We start from the raw sequence: 17,273 nt of genomic DNA on the forward strand, positions 1-17,273 counted from the left end.
TTCTCAATCTGTATATCAATTTTTCTTATCCTTCATATTTTTAGTCAATTGCCATTAAAGAACAAATTTGCAAACCGACTGGTGTTTCGATTACAGCAATTTTTACACCTAAAACATTAGCTAAATTGTCTGGTGTTAATACTCTCTTGGGTTCTCCTACAGACCAAACTTTTCCTTGATAAATTAGAGCAATACGAGAGCTATACCTAGCTGCTAAATTGACATCATGCAGCACTGTAATGATAGATATATTTTGTTCTTGGTTAAGTTGTTTGAGCAACTCTAATAACTGCAATTGGTAGCGTACATCTAAATAAGTTGTTGGCTCATCTAAGAGCAACACTTGTGGATTTTGGGCTAATGCAAGTGCTAAAAATGCTCTTTGTCTTTCACCCCCCGATAATTGTTCTACAGAGCGATCGCGGAATGTTTGCATCTGTGTTAGGTGTAAAGCTTGTTCTACTTTCTCTCTATCTTCTGCATCTAACTCCCATTGCCACCAAGGTTGGTGGGGCGTGCGTCCTAAAGAGACTAACTGTTTTACTGTCAATCCTGGAGGTATTGTTTGCTGTTGTGGGAGTAAAGCCAACTTTTTAGCAACATCTGTTGCTTTTTGAGTATGAATAGCTTGTCCGTCAAGGAGTACAGATCCTGTTTGCGGTTTCAACAAGCGACTCATCAGTTTTAGCAGGGTGGATTTTCCCGAACCGTTAGCACCGACTAAACTTAACCATTCTCCCGCTTGAAGTGTGAGGGAAATATCTTGAATAACGGGTTTGCCTGAGTATCCACCAGTAAGAGCGTGAGTTTCTAAGATTGTCATCTGCGGTTGTACAGTAACCAAATAAATACAGGCGAACCCAGCAGTGCGGTGATTGCACCTACTGGTAATTCTACAGCGCCCAAGCGAGAAAGCAGATCGGCTCCTGTTAAAACTAAAGCGCCACCTACAGCACTTAAAGGCAAAACAAATCGGTAATCTGTGCCAACAAACAAGCGGATACCGTGGGGAACGATTAAGCCAACAAAGCCAATCAATCCGGCGACACTCACAGCACCAGCAGCAAGTAGTGTAGCAACAGCACCAATCGTAATACGCGATCGCGCCAAGGAAACTCCCAATCCAACTGCTAAGTCATCTCCTAAATTTAATAAATTAAGACTGCGACCGAGTAGCGACCCTAGCAATAAAGCTATACAAATATAAGGTCCCGCAAGCGCAACTAGATTCCATCCCCTACCGTTAAGACTGCCAATTAGCCAACTTAACGCTGCTTGGATCTGTCCATCTTCTGCTAAAAGCAACAAAACCGATTGAATTGCTCCAAATAACGAACTCACAGCAACTCCACCCAATATTAACCTTTCGATAGAAATACCATCACCACTGCGAGCCAGAAGATAAACGAACAAGGTAGTCAATAGGCTACCAACCCATGCAGCAAAAGGAATCCAACTTTGCAATATTCCCAGAGCAAATATTGGGACAGCTACCAAACCCGCCCCAGCCGAAATACCAAGCAAGAAAGGATCGGCTAGTCCATTCCGAAGCATTCCTTGAAGCAGTGCGCCAGACATTCCCAAAGCTGCACCCACCAGCATTGCTGCTAGGGTTCGAGGTAACCGTAAATCCCAGATAATAGTTTGAGCGAGCGTATCGCCTTTACGAAGTACTGCCTGCCATAATTGGGATGGAGTTAAGGCAACTGCCCCAAAAGATAAAGAAATTCCTATTAAGAACACCAGTGTTACACTGAGCAGTAAAGTTGCCACTACAACACGGTTATCTGAGATAATTTTTTTCACTGATGTTAATTGTTAATTGTTAATTGTTGGCTCTTAGAGACTGTGATAGAAAAACACTATAATTTTTCTGTTCATTGTACCACCAACCACTCACTACTAACCACTAACCACTAACCATATAATCCTATTTAAAATGGCTATTATTCATCCTGCCCGAATTACTAAAGTATTATCTGAATCTATCGCCGCAGAAATTGGATTTGAACCGGGAGATGCAATTGTTAGCATTAACGGTACAAAGCCCAGAGATTTAATAGATTATCAATTTTTATGTGCTGATGAAGTGCTGGAATTGGAAGTGTTAGACGCTGCTGGTAAAACACATTATATAGAAATTGAAAAAGACTTCGATGATGACTTGGGGCTAGAGTTTGAAACAGCGCTTTTTGATAATTTAATTCAGTGCAACAATCACTGTCCCTTCTGTTTTATAGACCAGCAACCTCCCGGCAAACGTTCTAGTTTATATCTGAAGGATGATGACTATCGGCTCAGTTTTTTATATGGCTCTTACTTAACTCTTACAAATTTACCAGAACGAGAATGGCAGCGTATTGAAAATATGCGGTTGTCACCCCTTTATGTTTCCGTTCATGCAACAGAGCCAGAAGTCAGAATCCGATTGCTAAAAAATCCCCGAGCCAGTCAAATTTTGCAGCAAATTCAGTGGTTCCAAGAAAGAAGACTTCAAATTCACGCACAGGTTGTCGTCTGTCCTGGTATCAATGATGGCAGTCATTTAGAACAAACACTCAGAGATTTAGCTTCTTTTCACACAGGTGAAGTCCCTGCTGTTGCCTCTGTAGCAGTAGTACCAGTGGGTTTAACAAAATTTCGCCCGCCAGAAGACGAACTGATACCCGTAAGTACGGAAAAGGCAAGGGAAACAATTCAGCAAGTGCGATCGCTACAACGAGAGTTTCAGAAAAAATACGGTCAAAACTGTATTTGGTTAGCTGATGAGTGGTTTCTTATTGCTAGAGAGGAATTGCCAGAAGAATCCGAGTATGCAGACTATCCGCAAATCGATAACGGTGTTGGTTCCATTCGTTTATTTCTGAGACAATTTTCAGAAACAGCCGATCGGTTGTTACCACCAAAAATTGAACCTAGAAAATTTACTTGGGTTGTGGGTAACGCAGTAGAACAAGCATTTGAGCCAATTATCAAGCGATTGAACTCAGTTGAGGGATTAGAGGTAAGTATGTGTGCTTTGTCAAGTGACTACTGGGGACAGAACATCAGCGTCACGGGCTTGCTAACCGGTCACGATTTGCTCCTAAAGTTAAAGGGGCAAGACTTAGGAAATGGAATTTTGTTGCCAAGTGTCATGCTGAAACATGGCGAATTAGTATTTTTAGATGATATAAGTGTTGATGATGTGGCTCAAGCACTGGGTACAAAAGTATTTCCAGTGTCAGGAGTTGAAGAATTAATTTTAATGCTAATGGCTAATGGCTAACGGCTAATGGCTCATAGCTCATAGCATTTAATAATTAGCAATTTTATTTGATTTTTGAATACACGTAGGGTGGTCAATGCCCACCAAAAGCTTGAAGCGGTGGGCAACCAGCAATTAGCCATTAGCTATTAGCCATTAGCTATTAGCCATTAGCATATGGAGGTTTATAGTGATCGATCGGAAACGAAAAATTCAAAAAGCAGGATTTTTAATTTTTAATTTTAAATTCTTACTATTTAATTTACTAATTTTGCCCGCTACGGCAACAACTCCAGAACCAGTTATCAGTATTGTCCAAAGTACAGAAAATACAAATCAGTGGACGGGCATTACAAACCGTTTGCAGACTGCGGGAATCAAGTACTGTGTAATTCCCTTGTGGAATGTGAGGAGTGCTGCGGATTGGGGCGATCGCACTATCTTATTTATGCCTAATGTTGAGTCATTAGCTCCAGCGCAAGCTATTGCTTTAGAAGAATGGATGAGCAAAGGAGGACGTTTAATTGCCAGCGGTCCGGTAGGAAGTGTATCAGCACCAGGAGTTAGACAGCTTTTGCGTACACTGTTGGGGGGGTATTGGGGATTTAGCCTTGAAAACGCACAACAGTTACAACTTCCATCAAAACAAAAAATTCAGGTCTGGGCAGATAAAAAGGAACTTTTTGGCAAGATACGCGGTGGTGTGGTTGTTCCCGATGAATTAGCCACAACTCAAACTGCTGCTGTTTGGGATTCTAAAGATAGCCCGGTCGCAGTGGTAGCTACGGATCGTTCTACATTTTTTGGTTGGCGTTGGGGAGTCGATGCTGTTGCATCACCAGAGTTAGATACAGCTTGGTTGCAAACAAGTGTCAACCGTTTTCTCAAGAAACCTACAACTGCTCCATCTCGAGTAAAAGGGGGTTCGGGAACTTGTAGTCCCACTGTAGCAACGCTTCCCTCTACTTCTGGGATAAGGGACACAAGGGGACAAACAACTTCTTCATCTACCTCATCCAAAACTTCTCCTACTCCCCCACTCCCCACCGCCCCATCTCCATCCTCTGCTCCCCTCTCCCTACTACGCCAGTCGCCTCAATGGGGAGAACCCCCGTATGGCGCTGGCTCCCCTACTCCCCCCATTAACATTGCACCGACACCAAAATCAGACGAAGCAATCGACCAATTAGAACAAAGAGTACGATTTAATGTTGACCCCTACTCACAATCGCCCATCAGCTCATCAGATGCGATCGCACTCCAACACGAGCTTGAAAACCTAATTGGTAGAGTAGAGAGTTCTCGTTTATCAGCTTCAGTTATTAACGGAAACACCAACGCAGCCCAAGCGGCGAAGGCGCAACAAACAGAAGTTGCATCCACAACACCAGGTTCACTGGTTTCCAATCCAGAACAAGTTATCGATAATGCCCGCGCAGTTGCTAAAAACTTGCCTCAATTAATTGCACAAAAAAACTATGCCCTTGCCCGTCAGCAGTGGCAAATAGCAAGAGCAAATCTATGGAAACAATTTCCTCTCGACCAAAGACTTGCTCCACCAGAAATCCGGTCTGTCTGGCTCGATCGCGGCACAATCGTCCGTGCTAAGAACGAACAGGGGTTGGCTGTTATTTTTGATAAATTCGCTCAAGCGGGAATTAACACTGTATTTTTTGAAACAGTCAACGCCGGATACACAATTTATCCCAGTAAAATTGCACCACAACAAAACCCACTTGTTCGAGGATGGGACCCCCTTGAAAGTGCAGTTAAGCTAGCTCATGAGAGAGGTATAGAATTACACGCCTGGGTTTGGGCATTTGCGGCAGGTAACAGAAATCATAATAAATTACTGAACCTTAACCCTGAGTATCCCGGACCCGTGCTTGCTGCTCATCCCGATTGGGCGGGCTACGACAATCGCGGTCAGATGATTCCAGCAGGACAGGGTAAGCCGTTCTTCGACCCAGCTAATCCCCAATTAAGGCAATACCTACTGAATCTCTATGAGGAAATCGTCACTCATTACAACGTAGATGGTTTGCAACTAGATTACATTCGCTATCCCTTTCAAGACCCATCGGCTAATCGGACTTATGGTTACGGCAAAGCTGCTAGAGAGCAGTTCCAACAACAAACTGGTGTAGATCCAGCCAACATTTCTCCTAAAGACAGAGAATTATGGCAAAAGTGGACTGAATTTCGGACTTCTCAAATCAATACATTTGTTGCACAACTGTCAAAGCAACTGCGAGAAAAACGACCGAATTTGATTTTGTCAGCGGCTGTATTTCCTTTACAAGAACAAGAACGCATTCAAAAACTTCAACAACAATGGGAAGTTTGGGCAAAGAATGGGGATATAGATTTGATCGTTCCCATGACCTACGCTTTAGAGACAGCTCGTTTTGATCGACTGGCACAACCTTGGATCAGATCTTCTCAACTGGGGTCAGCGCTATTAGTACCGGGAATTCGCTTGCTTTCATTGCCTACAGTAGGAGCATTCGATCAAATTCAACTACTGAGAGATTTGCCCGTCATTGGTTATGCTCTATTTGCCGCCGAAAACTTTGGCAATGACCTACACAAAGTCTTTAGTGCAACTCAAGGTAGCGTTCAACCCAAACCACAAGAACTCATTCCTCACCGCCAACCTTTTCAAACGGCTGCAATCCGCTACTCTGCTTTACAACGAGAATGGAAATTTTTGTTTCAAAATAATAAGTTACCGATGTCTTCCACAACGCTAGCAACATTTCATTCTCAAGCAAATATTGTACAAAGTGCTTTAGATCGGCTAGCGAAAGAGCCTAATTCCAGTAATTTGCTTGCAGCAAAAGCCGTACTGACTCGCTTTGTGTCTCAATTTAGAATCTTAATGCGTGCTCCTTCTCAAGACAATTTGTACCAAATCAAAGTTTGGGAAAATCGTTTGACTACAATAGATCGGTTACTACGTTACGGAGAACGTGCTCAAGTGCGTAAGTAAGAACAAATACTTAAGGCTAGCCTGTGGGTGTGTAGGCAGGTGAAATTTGAAGAAGGCAGCCTTGCTGGAGGCAGATGGCAGAAGGCTCACTTCTGTTGGGGATTCTGACCCCAACCGATTGTAGACACCGTGTAGACGGTGAAGCAGCGTTGCAGGCGGTGAGACTAGTGCCTGCGGAGGGTTTCCCGCGCCCTGGCAACTAGCGAACCCGGAGGGGTTTCCCGCGCCCTGACGACTGCTGTTCGCGAAGCGTGTGCCTTGCACATACCCGTAGGGTGGGGTTTTATACCCCTTTGGCAGAGGTCAGACGGAATAGAGGGGATTACTTGTTACCTTTAATACTTATTCCTCCCTTCTGCCCTCTGCCCTCTGCCCTCTGCCTTTCCCAGATAAATCTTATTGGCTGTGGGAAGGAGATCCGAAGTGCAAGGATACCCTTTCCACAAGAAAATGCGGTTTCTGTAAGAGTGCTGCGCTTCAATTCTCTTAAGAAGAATTTTAAGTAATAAATATTACATTATTTATGTCAGCATACGCAAGAAAATATTTTTTTACAAAGTCACAATAAAACAAGCTACTTTGAAAGATTACTATAATACAAAATTTTTCTACTGAGACTATTGTGACTCTTTATGCACTCCTTAGATCAACACATTGTACTACCGTGTTTGGAATCTATCATCGATCCTTCTCCTCTAACTATTACCGGAGAAGAAACTTTGTCCGATGCGGTGGAACTTATGCGTCAATCTCGGCTAAAAACAGGTTTTGTTGTGGTGTTAAATAACACACAAGTGTTGGGGTTGCTGACAGAGCAAGATATAGTACAAGTAGCTTTTTCAGATATTAACTTTAAAACAATTAAGATTTTTGAAGTGCTGGAGACTTCAGTGAATACCCTGAAGTTTTCTGAATTGGAAAACAATATAGTACCATTACTAACTCTCTTACGCTTGTATCACTTACCTGCACTGGTTGTTGTAGATGAAAAGGAACGATTCATTGGAGTCATTACATACGAAAGTATTTGCCATTCTTTAGAAAGACAAGGAGCGATCGTAGGTCAAGCTCAAGCAGGTCTCGTCCAAGCAAATGCAGAACTGGAAATGCGCGTTGAGGAACGTACACAAGCTTTGAGAGAGATAAATCGGCAGTTAATGTACGAAATTGTCGATCGCCAGTTAGTAGAAGAGCAATTGCGGCAATCTCAAGAAATGTTACAACTTATTATGGACAACATTCCTCAAAGTGTGTTTTGGAAGGATACAACATCTGTCTATATAGGTTGCAACCGCAATTTTGCTCAGATGATAGGCTTGGATAGCCCAGAAGATATTATTGGTAAGACTGACTGCGATCTAGTTCGCAACCAGGAAGAAGCCCAGTATTACCGTGAATGTGATGCTAGGGTCATGGAGAATAACGTACCAGAGTATCATGCAGTGTCACTTCACCTGCGGAAAAATGGTAGAGAAGCTTGGTTAGAAACCACTAGAGTACCACTCCATGACGTAGAAGGTAAAGTCGTAGGCATCTTAGGTACATTTGAGGATATTTCTTGCCGCAAGCAAGCCGAAGAAAGCCTTCGACTTCGCGATCGCGCAATGGCAGCTAGCAGCAATGGCATTGTGATTACTGATGTAACCGTGCCAAACTCACCAATTATTTATGCCAATAAAGCTTACGAGAAAATAACGGGTTACTCTGTAGAAGAAGTTTTGGGAAAAAATTGCCGCTTTCTTCAAAATGGTGATACCAATCAGCCTGGTTTAATTGAATTACGCAATGCTATTATTCAGGGGAAGGGCTGTACGGTAGTTTTACGCAACTACCGTAAGGACGGCTCTTTGTTTTGGAATGAGTTAAGTATTTCTCCGGTTCACGACTCGAGTGGAAATTTAACACACTATATTGGTATTCAAACCGACATCACAGAGCGACAGAGGGCAGCTGTTGCTCTACTAGTATCGCAAGAACGGTTGCAGTATTTACTCTCCTCTAGTCCTGGAGTTATTTATAGCTGCAAACCTTCAGGCGATTTTGACACAACGTTTATTAGTGACAATGTAACGTCCGTGCTTGGTTATGAAGTACAGGAGTTTGTGCAAACTCCTGGTTTTTGGATAAACCACATTGATTCAGAAGATCTGCCAAGAATTATGGCTGGTGCAGCAAAACTGTTTGAGCAAAAACAAATTAACTACGAGTACCGCTTTTTCCATAAAAATGGAAGTGTCCGGTGGATGTACGATCAAGCCAAGCTTGTACTAGATGACACCGGCAACCCTTTAGAAATCGTTGGTTACTGGATTGATATTACAGAACGCAAGCAACTCGAAGAGGATCTCAAAAATGCCTTGCAAAAAGAAAAAGAACTTAACGACCTCAAATCTCGCTTTATTGCCATGACTTCCCATGAATTTCGCACGCCCTTAAGTACTATTCTCTCCTCCGCAGAATTACTACAATACTACAGTCACAAATGGACACGGGAAAAGCAGCTTTCTCACCTGCAACGCATTCAAAACGCCGTTCATCACATGATAGAAACGTTAAACGATGTTTTACTAATTGGTAGAGCAGAATCGAAAAAACTAAATTTAGATCTAGAAGAGTTTGATTTAATTGAATACTGTCAATACATGGTGAAGGAATCAGAATTAAATATTAAAAATCAACAAGTAATCAATTTTCAAAGCCAATATAATTCCATCCCATGTTCTATGGATAAGAAATTACTGGGACAAATTCTAAGTAACTTATTATCAAATGCTATTAAATATTCTCCAAACAATAACCTTATTCAATTTACCCTTCAGTTAGAAGCTGAGCAAGCAATCTTTGAAATTCAAGACCGTGGGATTGGTATTCCACCAGACGATCTACCCCATATATTTGAATCATTTCATCGTGCTACAAACGTCGGTCACATCCAGGGAACGGGATTGGGACTGGCCGTTGTTAAAAGATGCGTTGATACCTACAAAGGTGAAATTACTGTAACAAGCCAAGAAGCTTTAGGAACAACATTCACTGTCAGGTTACCAGTAGGGAATGGGGACGGTGAGGCTCCTATAGGAGATAAGGGGTAATGGGAAATAACAATTGACGACCCTATCTCCTACCGGAGACTCTAGATGCAAGGCATACGCTTGGGCGGTGCCGTATTTTATGGTCAGATACTGCTTTGTTTTTGAAAGCTAAGCCTGTAGGGTCATACACCCATTAGGGTGCAGGAGACTGACCTGTAGCACCGGACTGACTGGCAATTAGTAACCAACCACAAACTTAGGAAAATTATGATCAAAATTTTAGTCATTGAAGACGAACAATCAGTAAGAGAGAATATTCTAGACCTATTAGAAGCAGAAAACTATGATATGATTTCTGCTCCCAATGGAAAAATAGGTTTACAACTGGCATTCACTGAAGCGCCCGATCTTATTTTGTGCGATCTTATGATGCCAGAGGTTGATGGCTACGGGGTACTGACTGCATTACGCGAACAAACAGTGACAGCAACAATTCCATTTATCTTTCTGACTGCTAGATCTGCCAGATCTGATTTTCGTCAAGGCATGGATCTAGGAGCAGATGACTATTTAACCAAACCATTTACTCGGGCTGAACTGTTAAATGCGATCGTCAGTCGCTTATCCAAACAAGCCACTCTCAAACAACATATAAATAATTCCAACTATGACAGTAAGGCTGTCTCCCCAGAAGCACACAAGCTTGAAATGTACCTGCGTCAGACTTTAGAACAACGAGATTTTCGCCAATTTCAAATTTATTATCAACCTATTGTTGATATCAATTCTGGCAAAATTGTAGCAGCTGAAAGTTTATTGCGCTGGCACCATCCAGAACTGGGTATAGTTTCTCCCGTACAAGTGATACCCATAGCAGAGTCTACAGGTTTAATTGTTCCTATTGGAGAATGGATATTGCGTAGTGTATGCAAGCAGACTAAATTATGGCATGATTCAGGATTTCCTTTCTTGCACGTTGCGGTCAATTTATCAGTCTGTGAATTGATGCAACCTGAATTTAGTCAAAAAATTATTAAATTTTTACGGAACAATAACCTAGTGGCAGAGCGCATAGGACTAGAATTAACAGAAAGCATGATTATGCAAAATGTCGATGGCGCTCTTCAAAATATACAGGAAATTAAATCTTTAGGAGTACAAATTGCTATTGATGATTTTGGCACAGGTTATTCTTCTTTGCTTTATCTGAAGCAATTACCCGTTAATACATTAAAAATAGATCGTTACTTCATTCAAAACGTTGCTAACGATCCCCAAAAAGCAGCAATCACTACAGCATTGATTCAAATGGCACACAATTTGAATCTTAAGGTTATAGCTGAAGGTGTAGAGACAGAACAAGAATTAGAATTTTTACGAACTTATAACTGTGACGCTATGCAAGGGTTCCTCTTTAGCCGTCCCATACCAGCCTCAGATTTTGAAAAAATGTTAATTGAGGATAAAAAATTAGCGGTTAATGGTCAATAGTTTTTGAGAAGATATTGAATAATTAAAAAAGAATTATATATAAAGTTATTTTTTTAATTTTATTAAAAAAATGATAATTTAAGGAATTTAAACGCAGATAAACAAAAACCAAAAATAACAATATGCACAAAATTCTAGTTATAGAAGATGAAACAACCGTGCGGCAAAATTTGGTAGAATTACTCACTTATGAGAATTTCAAGGTTGTTGCTGCAGAAAATGGTTTAATCGGTATGCAATTAGCTCATGAGGAACTACCGGATATAATTATCTGCGATGTTATGATGCCAGAACTAGACGGGCACGACGTTTTGCAGAAATTACGTCAACAACCCCTAACAGCAACAATTCCATTTATTTTTTTAACCGGTAAGTGTGACAAAGCCGATATGCGCCAAGGAATGGTCTTGGGGGCAGATGATTACTTAACCAAACCTTTTACTAGGGTAGAATTATTAGCAGCTATTTCCTCAAGATTGGAAAAACAAGCTGCTATTCGTCAGCAATCACAAAAAAAGCTGGATGAGTTGCGTAGCAATATTGCGATGTCCCTTCCTCATGAAATGCGGACACCACTTAATGGAATTTTAGGTTTTTCAGAACTTTTAATTAAAGAAGTTGATAACCTTTCTTCACACGAAATCCGTGAAATGGCCGAAGGTATTCATAAATCGGGTGAACGTCTCTACAGGTTAATTCAAAAATTTTTACTTTATGCAGAATTAGAAATTATAGCGACAGACTCACAGAAAATAACGTTACTCCAAAACCACAAAACTACATTTCCTGTAATAGGATTACAAAGATTAATCGATGAAAAAGCTAAAAAAATGGGTCGTGGGTCAGATGTAAGTGTTAATTTTCAAAAAACTTGTCGCTTAAGGATTTGTGAAACTAGACTTTATAAAATGGCTGAAGAATTATTAGATAATGCTTTAAAATTCTCTTTGCCAGGAACCAATATTTATGTAGAAAGTACTGTTAAAAATAAAAAATTTACTCTATCATTTACTGATTTTGGTAGAGGTATGACAAGCTCCGAAATTTCAAATCTAGGCGCTTATCGGCAATTTGACCGAAAACTTTACGAACAGCAAGGTTCGGGTTTGGGCTTAAGCATTGTTAAGCGTATAGCGGAATTACACGGGGGGGAACTCCAAATTTACAGTCAGCCTGGAGAGAAAACGGTTGTGCAAGTACTGCTTCCATGTGCCTGAGAGCAAAAAAATAAATTCTTATAAATTAATCTTCCTACTTTTAATTCCAGCGATTGAGGACAGCTTTTTCACTCAATGGCAATCAGCGATCGCTGACCAAACGTTAAACTTGAAGGTGTTGCACCGTGAAGTTATACGGAAACTGCTACTATGAAATCTCTGCGTTGGTTGCTGCTGTTTCTGTTTCTGGGTACAGCAGCCTGCGTTCAAACCAGTGCCTACCCAGAAGAATCTACACCCCAAGCTTCTGCACCTTCTACTCAACTAGCACAGAATTCAGCACAAACAGAAAATGTGATTCCGACTGAGACTCTGTCTCCTACACCCATTAATATTGACGTCAAAAGTTTACCAAAACCTTTTGCTACTGATAGTGCTTCAAAAGGACCTCAAGTTGTAGCGATTCCTGCAAAACCGACTCTGCGCGTACCCTCTGGCTTTGTTGTTAACGTTTTTGCCGAGGGTTTAAATGCACCGCGTTGGTTGGCTTTAACTCCGACTGGAGATGTTTTGGTGACAGAAACCAGACAAAATCGCATTCGTTTACTTAAAGATACCAACGGTGATGGCGTGGCTGATATTAAAGAGACATTTGCTAGTTCTGCAAATGGACTGAATATTCCCTTTGGTATGGCTTTTGCAGATAATTCCTTCTTTTTGGGTAATACTGATGCTGTCTTGAAATTTCCTTACCAACAAGGTCAACAGCAACTCATTGGGAACGGACAAAAAATCGCTGATTTACCCGGTGGTGGATACAATCAGCACTGGACTCGTAACGTATTGTCATCACCAGATAGTAAAAAAATATACGTCTCTATTGGTTCGGAAACTAATGTAGATGAAGAACCACTACCAAGGGCTTCCGTACAGGTTATGAACTTAGATGGGACTGGGCGGCAAACCTTTGCCTCCGGTTTGCGTAACCCAGTGGGTCTGGACTTTCATCCTGTAACGAAAGAACTTTACACAACTGTCAACGAACGAGACGGCATAGGAGATGATTTAGTACCAGATTACTTTACTCGCATTCAGCAGGGAGAATTTTATGGATGGCCTTATACGTACCTAACACCTAATAATCTTGACCCCCGCCAAACCACAGGTAACAAAAGCAAACAACCCGACTTAGCAGCTCGCACTCGTACTCCAGATGTTTTATTTCAAGCACATTCAGCTGCTTTGGGCTTGCAGTTTTATGACGGACAAACCTTTCCCCAAAAATACCGTAATGGTGCTTTTGTTGCCTTTCGCGGTTCTTGGAATCGCGATCGCGGTACTGGTTACAAAATTGTCTTTGTCCCTTTTGATAGTAAAGGCAGACCCCAAGGCTACTATGAAGACTTCCTCACGGGATTTTTACTTGACCCTTCCATACCCACAACTTGGGGGCGTCCTGTAGGGTTACTTGTCCTACCTGATGGTAGTCTTCTCGTCACCGAGGAAGCTAACAATCGGATTTATAGGATTCAGTACAAAGGTTAGTGGTTAGTAGTTAGCGATCGGTCGTAGTAACTAACAACTAACAACTAACAACTATCAACTAACAAGCATCAAAACCATCCCTCAAGTTCGAGGGTTTCTACCATCTGGAGACCACGGGTGTCACCGACGCCCAAGATAGCTGCTTTGGCATCCTCCCTAACTCCTAAATCTTTGTCTTCTGCGAAAGATTGAATTAAAGCGTCTACAGCTGTGGCGTAGACGACATTAGAAGGGAGTTGGCGACACAGTTGCCCTAATGCCCAGGCACAATTACTTCGCACGGGAGCAACGGGGTCTTGCACTAATGCTTCAATCAAGGGTGGTATTGCCCCCACAACTGCTTCATAACCTACATCTGCCATCTGAACTAGGGCGCTTGCAGCCCACAAACGTACTGCTGAAATATCAGTTCTTAACGCATCTGTTAGGGGCACTAAAGAACGGCGATCGCGACAGTTTCCCAATGCCCAAACAATGCCTTTACGCACGTAACCATTCCAATCTAGGTTTAATTGGGTAATCAATGGCTGCACGGCATCTGGGCTTGGGTTGCGTCCGAGGGCGTATGCTACGCTCACCCGTACCAAAGGGCAAGTATCAGTTAACAAACGAATCAAATGCGGAATAGCTCGTGCATCTTCTATGTCACAAAAAGCACGAGAAGCCAGCATTCTCTGCTGTGGTTCTGGATGTTCCAGTAGAGCTAGCATTGCCTCTGGATTTGGCTTAGGTGTTTCTGCTTCCGCAGTCAGCGGTCCTAAACGATCTAGGGGACTTTCCAGTTCTATCTCTACATCATCAAGTAAGCTTAGGTCTTCTTCGTCATACATATCGTATTTCAATCCCTGATAGGGATTAATATAAAACCCTTCGTGTCCAGAAGTGAAGATGTATAAGTTTTATGGCTAAATATTGCACTTACGTATAAATCTTATTCGTCACGGTTAAGAGGTTTAAACATCCACAGTGATTGAGTTCCGTAGCCCAGTTGATTGTAAAGATTGTATGCAGCCGTGTTAGACTCAAACACTTGTAATGCTATTTGGCGATCTCCTCTAGCCTTGGCCCACTCTTCTACATACAGCATCAAAGCTTTAGCTATTCCCTGTCGCCGATATTCTGGCGCAACATAAAGTAAAAAAATATGAGCGTGACGAGTTCCCTGTATCTGATCGATGGCATTTCCAACCCAGATACAGGCGACAGGAGAAGAGGACGGGGTAGACAAGGTAGACGTTGCTTCCTTGTCCTCCTGGTTTCCTTGGTCTGCTAAAACCCACCAAACAGGTGTTTTAGTAGAGAAATACTGTTCAACTGTTTGTACTAAATGAGAAAAATCCTGTTGCTCTGGAAAAAGTTCTTGGTAAGTTCGCTGCATGAACTTGACCAATAGGGCGCGGTCTAGAGTAGAACCACGACGAACAATATAATCAGGTAGTAAGGATTCCAAAACTCAATGGGGGAAATTGTTATATTTTTTGTCAAGGTAGTTAATGGTTAGTAGCTAACCACTAACTACTAACTCCCAACCAACAACATTCCCAATTCCCCAATAGGTGCGGGTGCTGCCATATCTGAGGGTAGGAAAATGCGAGCGCTCACGGCCACAAGGGCAGCGAAAAATATAAGCACTACGAGTAGAGGAGCAATATACTGTCGGAAAATAGACATAACACAGAAAGCTCGGAACAGCAAGTTATTCTGATAACTAGCTTAAGAAATATTAAGCTGTCTTATTTATTCTAGCGACTTTAGATCTCTAAGAAACAAAGTTATCGGCGATCGCGTTCCAAATCGGCAATGCTTTTTTCCCAGTACCAATTTTCTGGCATACCGGGAAAATCTTGCTTTGCTTGCTCCACGAGGCGTTCTGCAGTAGCAGCGTCACCAGATAACAGACCAATCAGCTTATTCTTAAGATTGGTATCAGGTGTACGCTCATCACTTTGGGGCTTACTTCCATTAGAAGAAGGTCGAGATGAAGGTGACTGCTGCCTTCTAAATTCCCAAAATAATACGTAATACAGGGTACCAAAAATAACAATTAGGCTAAATGTTCCTAGAAACGTTAACAAGTTAAGTGCTAAAAATCCCAGAACTAACTGGGAAAGAACGTAGCCGAGTAGTACGCCAGTGATTAAAAGAATAACTGTTGCGGTACTAATGATGAGCTTCTGCCCCATAATTCTTATTCCTCATAGTCAAGTCCGGGTCTAGAAAACGGTTTTGGATGTTGATTCCAAGGAGCAATAACAGGCAAAAGCAGCAATCCTGGTAGGGCTGCGACCAAGGTCAGTAGAAAGAATGAAGACCAACCTGTTGCTTTCGCTAAATCGCCAGAGGGAGCCGAGAGAATATCCCTACTAATAGCCATCAAGCTAGAGAATAATGCAAATTGAGTTGTTGTAAAACTGTGGCTGCAAAGACTCATTAAAAAGGCAACCGTCACAACTGTAACTAAGCCAGCACAGAAGTTTTCAACATTAATTGCTAATACCAAAAGATTGCTATTTTTGCCAGCCACCGATAAGACGTAATAACCCAAGTTACTCACTAACTGTAATACACCAAATATCCAAAGAGCGCGATTGATACCAATTTTACTCATCACGATACCGCCAACAAGTACACCGACGGTTGTTGCTATCAATCCCATAACACCTTGAATTGCGGCAATTTCTGTTTTGCTAAAGCCTATTTCCCTTAAGAACAAATTACCAGTCACGCCGACTAATGCATCACCTAATTTATAGAGCAAGATAAAAATCAGAATCAGGCTAGCTTGCGAGATTCCAAATCGCTCAAAGAAATCTTGAAGTGGTAAGATGACAGCATCTTGTAAGGATTGAGGCGATTGATTTTGAGTTTGGTTCAGATGCTTTTTTGGTGTCAGAACAGATAAAGCTATCCAGCCTATCAACAAAATTGCTAGCACCCAGTAGAACACGGGTAACGCTATAGCACGAGAGATCGCTCCTCCCAATAAACCTGCAACTAACAAACCTATCAACACTATAAAAATCCCTTCTTTGAAAGACAAGGGAGAAACGGGGGTTGAAGTTGTGCGTTGCTGCAGTTCTGCTGGTGCCCAAAGGGTTGTGATTATACCTACAGCCATAAAAGCAGCCATCAGAAAATAAACTGCATTCCAAGGAATAATATCAGCTAAAGCTATAGCGAGGAAACTCGTGATAAATAAAGCGACACGGTAGCCAAGTACCCAAAGCGATGCGCCTGTTTCTAATTCCAGTGGCTGCAAGACATCTGTACGGTAGGCGTCACCGACAATGTCTTGAGTCGCACTTAAAAACGAAATGACAAAAGCAGTAATTGCTAGTATGTTCAGGACTTGTACGTTTTGAGATGGTTGTTGCAAAGCCATAGCGACGATCGCAACTACCAACCCTACTTGAGTCAAGATCAGCCAACCACGCCTTGGTCCTAGGAAAGGCGGTACAAACCTGTCAACGAGTGGAGACCACAAAAATTTTAAGGAATAAGGCAACGCCATTAGACCAAATAACGTAATTGTGCCTAAATCCACCTTTGCATCTTGCATCCATAATTGTAAAGTTTTGCTAGTTAAAAATAACGGCAAACCGGATGAAAAACCCAGCAACAATAAAGCCGCCATCTTTCGACTTACAAAAGCTCGTTGAATTGATAAAATAGTTTTCACAATTTTAATTTATCTCCTCCGGTACCCGGACGAATGTGAGTTATATTGCCATATTTATAAAGTAGTGTCAGGCAAAGATGCCAATTTATCGTGTTATTGCACCTTACCCCTTCTCTCGTTCGCAACTAGA

13 protein-coding genes are annotated in these 17,273 nt (G+C 41.8%); 6 read left to right on the forward strand and 7 right to left on the reverse strand.

Annotated elements, in window-relative coordinates:
- Window positions 1-40: 40 nt before the first annotated feature.
- Both HC643_RS18020 and HC643_RS18025 read right to left on the reverse strand, forming a co-directional pair.
- Window positions 41-823, reverse strand: a complete 783-nt coding sequence (locus tag HC643_RS18020) for an ABC transporter ATP-binding protein (protein WP_038081104.1) — start codon at window positions 821-823, stop codon at window positions 41-43.
- Window positions 820-1,806, reverse strand: a complete 987-nt coding sequence (locus tag HC643_RS18025; RefSeq protein WP_038081102.1) for a FecCD family ABC transporter permease — start codon at window positions 1,804-1,806, stop codon at window positions 820-822. The genes HC643_RS18020 and HC643_RS18025 overlap by 4 nt, the downstream gene beginning before the upstream one ends.
- Window positions 1,807-1,939: 133 nt before the next feature.
- Between HC643_RS18025 and HC643_RS18030 the strand changes: the two genes are divergently transcribed.
- The 6 genes from HC643_RS18030 (at window position 1,940) to HC643_RS18055 (ending at window position 13,464) form a co-directional block, all read left to right on the forward strand.
- A complete protein-coding gene (locus HC643_RS18030) occupies window positions 1,940-3,268 on the forward strand; it encodes a TIGR03279 family radical SAM protein (RefSeq protein WP_038081101.1) in 1,329 nt (442 codons plus the stop codon).
- Window positions 3,269-3,437: 169 nt separating this feature from the next.
- A complete protein-coding gene (locus tag HC643_RS18035) occupies window positions 3,438-6,239 on the forward strand; it encodes a family 10 glycosylhydrolase (protein ID WP_050045923.1) in 2,802 nt (933 codons plus the stop codon).
- Between the two features lie 632 nt (window positions 6,240-6,871).
- The gene (locus tag HC643_RS18040; RefSeq protein WP_050045926.1) at window positions 6,872-9,331 is read left to right on the forward strand and encodes a PAS domain S-box protein; all 2,460 of its coding nucleotides are present in this window, start codon (window positions 6,872-6,874) and stop codon (window positions 9,329-9,331) included.
- Between the two features lie 207 nt (window positions 9,332-9,538).
- Entirely contained in the window at window positions 9,539-10,762 is a 1,224-nt protein-coding gene (locus tag HC643_RS18045; protein ID WP_038086295.1) for an EAL domain-containing response regulator, read from the forward strand.
- A gap of 122 nt (window positions 10,763-10,884) precedes the next feature.
- Window positions 10,885-11,979, forward strand: a complete 1,095-nt coding sequence (locus HC643_RS18050; protein ID WP_038086293.1) for a hybrid sensor histidine kinase/response regulator — start codon at window positions 10,885-10,887, stop codon at window positions 11,977-11,979.
- Between the two features lie 150 nt (window positions 11,980-12,129).
- Window positions 12,130-13,464: a PQQ-dependent sugar dehydrogenase gene (locus HC643_RS18055; protein ID WP_038086291.1), complete on the forward strand. Its 1,335-nt coding sequence runs from the start codon at window positions 12,130-12,132 to the stop codon at window positions 13,462-13,464.
- A gap of 68 nt (window positions 13,465-13,532) precedes the next feature.
- Here the strand turns inward: HC643_RS18055 and HC643_RS18060 are convergent, their stop codons facing one another.
- From HC643_RS18060 to HC643_RS18080, 5 genes are all read right to left on the reverse strand, one after another.
- Window positions 13,533-14,294 (reverse strand): HEAT repeat domain-containing protein, encoded by a 762-nt coding sequence (locus HC643_RS18060; protein WP_038086289.1) that lies wholly within the window; start codon window positions 14,292-14,294, stop codon window positions 13,533-13,535.
- 101 nt (window positions 14,295-14,395) lie between these two features.
- Complete coding sequence (locus HC643_RS18065) at window positions 14,396-14,914, reverse strand: GNAT family N-acetyltransferase (RefSeq protein ID WP_050045927.1); 519 nt, start codon at window positions 14,912-14,914, stop codon at window positions 14,396-14,398.
- Window positions 14,915-14,982: 68 nt separating this feature from the next.
- Entirely contained in the window at window positions 14,983-15,135 is a 153-nt protein-coding gene (locus HC643_RS18070) for a hypothetical protein (RefSeq protein ID WP_167844704.1), read from the reverse strand.
- 101 nt (window positions 15,136-15,236) lie between these two features.
- A complete protein-coding gene (locus HC643_RS18075) occupies window positions 15,237-15,647 on the reverse strand; it encodes a hypothetical protein (protein ID WP_038086285.1) in 411 nt (136 codons plus the stop codon).
- A gap of 5 nt (window positions 15,648-15,652) precedes the next feature.
- Window positions 15,653-17,098 (reverse strand): AmpG family muropeptide MFS transporter, encoded by a 1,446-nt coding sequence (locus HC643_RS18080; RefSeq protein WP_408019836.1) that lies wholly within the window; start codon window positions 17,096-17,098, stop codon window positions 15,653-15,655.
- Window positions 17,099-17,273: the final 175 nt, after the last annotated feature.

The organism is Tolypothrix bouteillei VB521301 (assembly GCF_000760695.4).
In the GTDB taxonomy this organism is placed as follows: Bacteria; Cyanobacteriota; Cyanobacteriia; order Cyanobacteriales; family Nostocaceae; genus Scytonema; species Scytonema bouteillei_A.